General features: G+C 64.7%; 8 protein-coding genes and 1 pseudogene. 4 read left to right on the top strand and 5 right to left on the bottom strand.

The features are described from left to right. On the top strand, positions 1 to 197 hold a 197-nt coding region (locus ACIQ42_RS15500), incomplete at its 5' end, for an Hsp20 family protein (protein ID WP_397423151.1). A gap of 57 nt (positions 198 to 254) precedes the next feature. Here ACIQ42_RS15500 and ACIQ42_RS15495 read toward each other — a convergent pair. Genes ACIQ42_RS15495 through gpmA form a run of 3 tightly spaced genes read right to left on the bottom strand, consistent with a single transcriptional unit; the run spans position 255 to position 2769 of the window. Next, positions 255 to 1517 carry a pentapeptide repeat-containing protein gene (locus tag ACIQ42_RS15495; RefSeq protein WP_397423150.1) on the bottom strand — a complete coding sequence of 421 codons (1263 nt, stop codon included), beginning with the start codon at positions 1515 to 1517 and terminating at the stop codon, positions 255 to 257. Between the two features lie 51 nt (positions 1518 to 1568). After that, on the bottom strand, positions 1569 to 2018 hold the full coding sequence (locus ACIQ42_RS15490; RefSeq protein ID WP_397423149.1) for a bifunctional diaminohydroxyphosphoribosylaminopyrimidine deaminase/5-amino-6-(5-phosphoribosylamino)uracil reductase RibD: 450 nt from the start codon (positions 2016 to 2018) through the stop codon (positions 1569 to 1571). Between the two features lie 40 nt (positions 2019 to 2058). Then, positions 2059 to 2769 (bottom strand): 2,3-diphosphoglycerate-dependent phosphoglycerate mutase, encoded by a 711-nt coding sequence (gpmA, locus tag ACIQ42_RS15485; RefSeq protein ID WP_397423148.1) that lies wholly within the window; start codon positions 2767 to 2769, stop codon positions 2059 to 2061. 80 nt (positions 2770 to 2849) lie between these two features. Between gpmA and ACIQ42_RS15480 the strand changes: the two genes are divergently transcribed. Together ACIQ42_RS15480 and ACIQ42_RS15475 are read left to right on the top strand one after the other, a co-directional pair. After that, positions 2850 to 3095, top strand: coding sequence for a hypothetical protein (locus ACIQ42_RS15480; protein ID WP_397423147.1), 246 nt, complete (start codon positions 2850 to 2852; stop codon positions 3093 to 3095). Then, positions 3092 to 4057, top strand: a complete 966-nt coding sequence (locus ACIQ42_RS15475) for an SIS domain-containing protein (RefSeq protein WP_397423146.1) — start codon at positions 3092 to 3094, stop codon at positions 4055 to 4057. Before ACIQ42_RS15480 ends, ACIQ42_RS15475 begins: the two co-directional genes overlap by 4 nt. Positions 4058 to 4063: 6 nt before the next feature. On the opposite strand, the gene ACIQ42_RS15470 is transcribed toward ACIQ42_RS15475, so the two are convergent. Together ACIQ42_RS15470 and ACIQ42_RS15465 are read right to left on the bottom strand one after the other, a co-directional pair. Then, the gene (locus tag ACIQ42_RS15470) at positions 4064 to 4486 is read right to left on the bottom strand and encodes a MaoC/PaaZ C-terminal domain-containing protein (protein ID WP_397423145.1); all 423 of its coding nucleotides are present in this window, start codon (positions 4484 to 4486) and stop codon (positions 4064 to 4066) included. Positions 4487 to 4497: 11 nt separating this feature from the next. After that, positions 4498 to 4998 (bottom strand): MaoC family dehydratase N-terminal domain-containing protein, encoded by a 501-nt coding sequence (locus ACIQ42_RS15465; RefSeq protein ID WP_397423144.1) that lies wholly within the window; start codon positions 4996 to 4998, stop codon positions 4498 to 4500. A 179-nt stretch (positions 4999 to 5177) separates the two neighbouring features. On the opposite strand from ACIQ42_RS15465, the pseudogene ACIQ42_RS15460 reads away from it, so the two are divergent. Further along, positions 5178 to 5399: pseudogene (locus ACIQ42_RS15460) on the top strand (phosphomannomutase/phosphoglucomutase); the annotation flags it as partial.

Here is a 5399-nt window from a genome sequence, read left to right as displayed (position 1 = left end):
ATCGCGGTCTGGCCGCCCGGGATTTCGAGCGCCGCTTCCAATTGGCGGACTATATTGTGGTGGCCGATGCGGACCTGGCGGACGGCCTGCTTTCCATCTCCCTCAAGCGCGAAATTCCGGACGCGTTGAAGCCGCGCCGGATTGAGATCAACACCAGTGTGCAGCCAGACCTGCTCCAGAGCGAAAAGGCCGCCTGACGGCCCATTGATCGGGGTGGTGCGCCGTCCGATGGCGGCGCGCCACCTGATATCCGGTTAGATAATGTCGTCCAGGCCTCGCACGCCCTGACGGATGATCCCGGAGAAGTTTGCCTGCTTCAACTGGGCCCCCGAGAAGTCAGCCCGGCTGAGATCGGCATCAACGAAAATCGCATGCCGCACGTCGGCGTTGGTCAGATCTGACCCCTTGAGCTGAGCCCCCGAGAGGTTGCAGGGCAGTACCCGGTCGGCGCCCAGCAAAAGCGGCCCCATCTGGGCCTCGCGAAGGTCCGCGCCCGATAGTTTCGCTCCGAGGAGCCGGGCCCCACGCAGGTCAGCTCGGCGTAGCTTGCAGTTTCGAAGATCGGCACCTTCCAGGTGAGCGCCCTGCAACTGCACGCCTTCCATGTTGATCCCGTAGAAGATAGCCCCTTTGGCCGACAGCGCCGTCAGATTGTAGCCGCTGACGCTGGACAGCGCCCTGAGATCTGCCCCGTCAAAGGACGAAGGTTTGCCCTCTCCGCCGCCGGTCTCGCACCAGCGGGCGTGTTCGCGGATCATGTCGTCATAGGGCAGTTCATCGAGCGCACGGCCGGCAGGCTGGTCGGTCAGCGCGCCGGCCATGTCAGCGCCTGTTACATTCCAGGCGACGGTCGTGGCTCCTACCAGAATGACGTCACGCAGGTCCGCCCCGGCCAGATCGGCCCCAGAGAGGTCGCATCCGGACATGTTGGCGCCCTTCATGGTGGCCTGCTTCAGGTTGGCGCGGGTCAGCTTCGCGTCCTTGAGAATCGCGTCGGTGAAATCCGCACGCATGGCCATTGCGCCGGACAGGCGCGACCGCTCCAGATTGGCGCCGGCCAGTATGGCGCCGCGCATCTCGCCCTGGGCCGGCTGGCCCGTCTCCACCCGCTGGAGGCCCAGCTCGCGGCTGGCCGCCGCCAGCGTGCCCTCCCGAAGATCCGCCTCAAAGAGATCAGCGCCGGCCAGGTCCACGTTGCGCATGCACGATCCTCGAAGATCGGCGCGGCGCAGTGAGCCCTCGCGAATGTCGGAACCTGTCAGGTCGGCGCAGAACAGCGTGGCGTTGTCCAGCCGCGCACCCTTCAGATCGCAACCGATCATGACGGCGCCGGTGAAGTCCGCGTCGCAGAGATTACGGCCTTTCAGATCGGCCCCGCTCAGATCCTTGAACGTAAAAACAGCCCGCGCGCCGCCCGGCTTCGAACTCCACAGACGGTCATGCTTCACGCAGATCGCATCCACCTCGGCTTGACTCAAGCGCGAATGGACTAGGGTTCTGGGCTCGGCGCGCTGCATCAGCTTTTCAGGTTCGGCATAAGCACTGAAACCATTTTAGCTCAGGCGGGATTAACGACGACTTTCCATCGTTCCTGCAGGAACATAGTCGACATAGAGCAGCCTCGCCTCAGGCTCCAGTAACCCCTGATCTACGTTGATACCGGCATCGGTCAGCTTCCGCGCCCCCTGACCGGCGGCGAACACCGACAGGTCCGCGCAGGCGATCACCACCCGCGCGACGCCAGCGGCGACCAGCCGCTCGCTGCAGGAACGGCCTCCGTGGGATCGTACGGCGCAGGGCTCCAGCGTGACATAGGCCGTTGCGCCGCGGGCGCCTTCGTGAGCGCCTTCCAGAGCCTGCTCCTCCGCGTGGGGGCGTCCGCCATCAGCCGTGGCCCCCTCGGCGATCACAAGTCCGTCGCGCACGATTACGCAGCCCACCGCCGGGTTGCCGCCGGTCCTGCCCAGCTGGTCCCGGGCGAGCGCGATGGCGCGGCGCATATGGTCAGCGTCTGTCATTCCGCCAGAATGGACGCTCCCGACGGCCAGGTGAAGCGCCTTAAACCGGCGGCAGCGCGGTGGCCCGGACCTCGTCCAGGTAGCGCGCCGACGTCGGCTTCAGATTGCCGTCCAGTTCGATCACCAACGGGTTGCTGGTCGGAATCTCCACCTTCACGATCGCTTCATCCGATAGACCGAAAAGCACCTTCACAATGGCCCGCAGCGAATTGCCATGTGCAGCCACCAGCAGGGTCTCGCCGCGCTGCAGGCAGGGCGTAATCTCGGCGTCCCAATAGGGTTGCACGCGGTCGAGCGTGGTCTTGAGGCTTTCGGTTGTCGGCAGGGTGAGGCCTGCGTAGCGCCGATCGCCTGAGAAATCGAACTCACCCCCCGGCGCCAGTTCGGGCGGTGGCACATCATAGGAGCGCCGCCAGATCGTCACCTGGGCGTCCCCGTGCTTGGCGGCGGTCTCAGCCTTGTTGAGCCCGGTGAGGCCGCCGTAGTGTCGCTCGTTCAGGCGCCAATCCTTCACCTCGGGTACGAACACCTGCCCGGCCGTCTGCAGCGCCAGCCAGGACGTGCGGATCGCCCGGGTCAGTAAAGAGGTGAACACCCGGTCAATGGACAGACCAGCCGCCTTGATCAACGCACCGCCCTTGCGGGCCTCGGCCTCGCCCTGGGCGGTCAGGTCCACGTCGACCCAACCGGTGAAACGGTCTTCAAGGTTCCATTGGCTTTGGCCATGGCGCAGCAGGATCAGGGTCGGCACTGACGGTTCCTCAATTGGGGAGGTTCCGGCTAGGGCGCCGGCCCCTACCGCGTCAAGGCGGAGCGGGCTATAGCGGGGTCATGTTGGATCGTTTCTACCTTCCGCTGCTGGGCCTCGCCGCCGTCGCAGCGCTCGGACTGGCGCTGGTCTGGCCGCAGGGACTGGGCGACCGATCGCCAGCGCCATTTGGTCATGACCCCGTGCAGCGTAGCCCCGAAATGCAGGCCGCCATGCGTCGTGAGACCGAGGCCGCCCAGCGTCGGGTCGATCAGGCCAGGCAGGCCGTACGCAACATCCAGAACCAGGCGATCGCGCCGTCACAATGAGCAAGACACCCTCCATCACCATCGGCCGACGTGTGCTGGAAACCGAAGCCGAGGCGCTCGGCCGCCTCGCCGCCGGACTGGATGACACCTTTGCCAACGCCGTAGAAATGCTGTTCGCAGCGCAGGGCCGGATCGTTTGCACCGGTATCGGCAAGTCTGGTCACGTTGCGCGCAAGATCGCGGCAACCCTGGCTTCGACAGGTTCCGCCGCCATGTTCGTACACCCCAGCGAGGCCAGCCACGGCGACCTCGGCATGATCGGCTCGGGCGATATCATCCTGGCGCTGTCCAAGACGGGGGAGACGCGCGAACTGGCTGATATCATTGCCTTTGCCGCGAGATTTGCGATCCCGTTGATCGGCATGACGGCGGTGACAGACAGCGCGCTGGGTCTGGCGTCCGATATGGTTCTGAAGTTGCCGGATGCGCCGGAGGCGACGGATGCGGTCAATGCGCCGACGACATCCACCACCCTGCAGATGGCGCTGGGCGACGCGCTGGCCGTGGCGCTGCTCGAGCGCCGCGGATTTCAACCGAAGGACTTCAAGGTGCTGCATCCTGGCGGAAAGCTCGGCGCCATGCTGCGCACCGCCGCAGATATGATGCATGGCCGTGAGGAATTGCCGCTGGTGGCGCCCGAGACGCCTATGCGTCAGGCCCTGCTGGTGATGACCCGGATGCGGTGGGGGGTCGTCGGTGTCGTAGACCCGAACGGACGTCTGCTGGGTGCCATCACCGACGGCGACCTTCGACGCCACATAGACGGCCTCCTGGACCGAACCGCCGGTGAGGTCATGACGCCCGGCCCACGCAAGACCGCGCCACCCCAGATGCTGGCCGGCGAGGCGCTGGCCTTGATGAGCGACCCGTTACCAGCGGTCACCGTCCTCTTCGTGGTCGAGGACGGCAAGCCGCTGGGCATCCTGCATGTTCACGATCTGCTGCGCGCAGGCGTGATGTAGCCTCGGCTACGGATCGATCCGCGCTTCCGCATAGCCGCTCAACACCTCGACGCCGTTCTGGTTGGTGGTAGCCACATCCAGTTCGACAAAGGTTTTGCCGTCGCGCTCGGTGATCGCCTTGACCGTAGCGCTGGCGTCAAGCGCATCGCCTGGCCACACCTGGCTGGTGAAGCGAACGCCATATTTGGTCAGCCGGGTGTCGCCCACATAGTCGGTGAGCATCTTGCCGGTCATGCCCATGGTGAGCATGCCGTGGGCGAATACACTGGGGTAGCCAGCGACCTTGGTTGTGAATATCTCATCGGTGTGTAGCGGATTATAGTCGCCGGAAGCACCGGCATATTGGACGATCTGGGTGCGGGTGAGGTCGTCGACCAACCGGGCGGTGTGGACATCGCCCACCTTGAGCTTGCTTGCGTTGAGCGCCATGAGGGGTCCTCCTACTTCTGCTCGACAGGGCGTTCGGTGCGCACGCCGACGCCGCGCGCCGTGATCACCAGTTCGCCGTTCTGATCGCGGTACTCGGTGACAGATTCCGAAAACACCAGCTTGCCCGAACGCCGGCCCTCTTTCTCCCAGGTCTTGCCGGGCAAGGTCGTGGCGGTCAGCACGTCGCCGGCCCGAAGCGGGCGATGGTACTCATAGTGCTGCTCGGCATGCAGGCCGCCGCCTCCACCGCCTCCACCTTCACCGCCGCCCGTCCGAACAAGGCCGGTCGGATTCTTTCCCGAGCCGAACCAGGGCCGGCCAATCTTTGGCCGCAGGAAATAGTCTGGATCGAACTGGGCGCTGGACTGGACAAAGGTGGGAGGTGCGATGATGCCGCCAGCCTCGGTTTTACTGGCGGCCTCCTCGTCCATGTAGGCCGGATTGTCGTCGCCGATTGACCGCGCGAACAACAGGATATGCCCCGCTTCAACCGGGAATTTTTTGGCGGCCATTGCGCTCCCTCTACATTGGCGGCGTTTCTCGGACGCCGGTTGGCGCTAATGAACGAGGCTAGACGGCTGCGGTCAACACCGATTGATGATGCGCTGCGCTTTGGAACAAAATCGCCGCTGTTAAGCCTTCAGTTGGGTGCAGCCCTTATGGCCTCACTCACGAGATGCCGGAGTCCATTATGCTGCCCGCCCCCCGCGCCGACCTTCGCCCGAACACCCTGGACTATGAGAACTATCCGCTGGTGAAGGCGACAGGCTTTCGGGAGTATGATGCCCGTTGGGTTCTAGGTCCGGATATCAATCTGCTGGGCATCGAGGCTCTGGGGCTGGGCCTGGGCACGCTGATCCATGAGATGGGCCAGCGGCGTATCGTGGTGGGTCACGATTTTCGCTCCTATTCC

This window comes from Phenylobacterium sp. (genome assembly GCF_044372605.1).
In the GTDB taxonomy this organism is placed as follows: domain Bacteria; phylum Pseudomonadota; class Alphaproteobacteria; order Caulobacterales; family Caulobacteraceae; genus Phenylobacterium.
The sequence above is the reverse complement of the archived record's forward strand: the minus strand, read 5'-3'. Positions and strand labels throughout refer to the sequence as shown.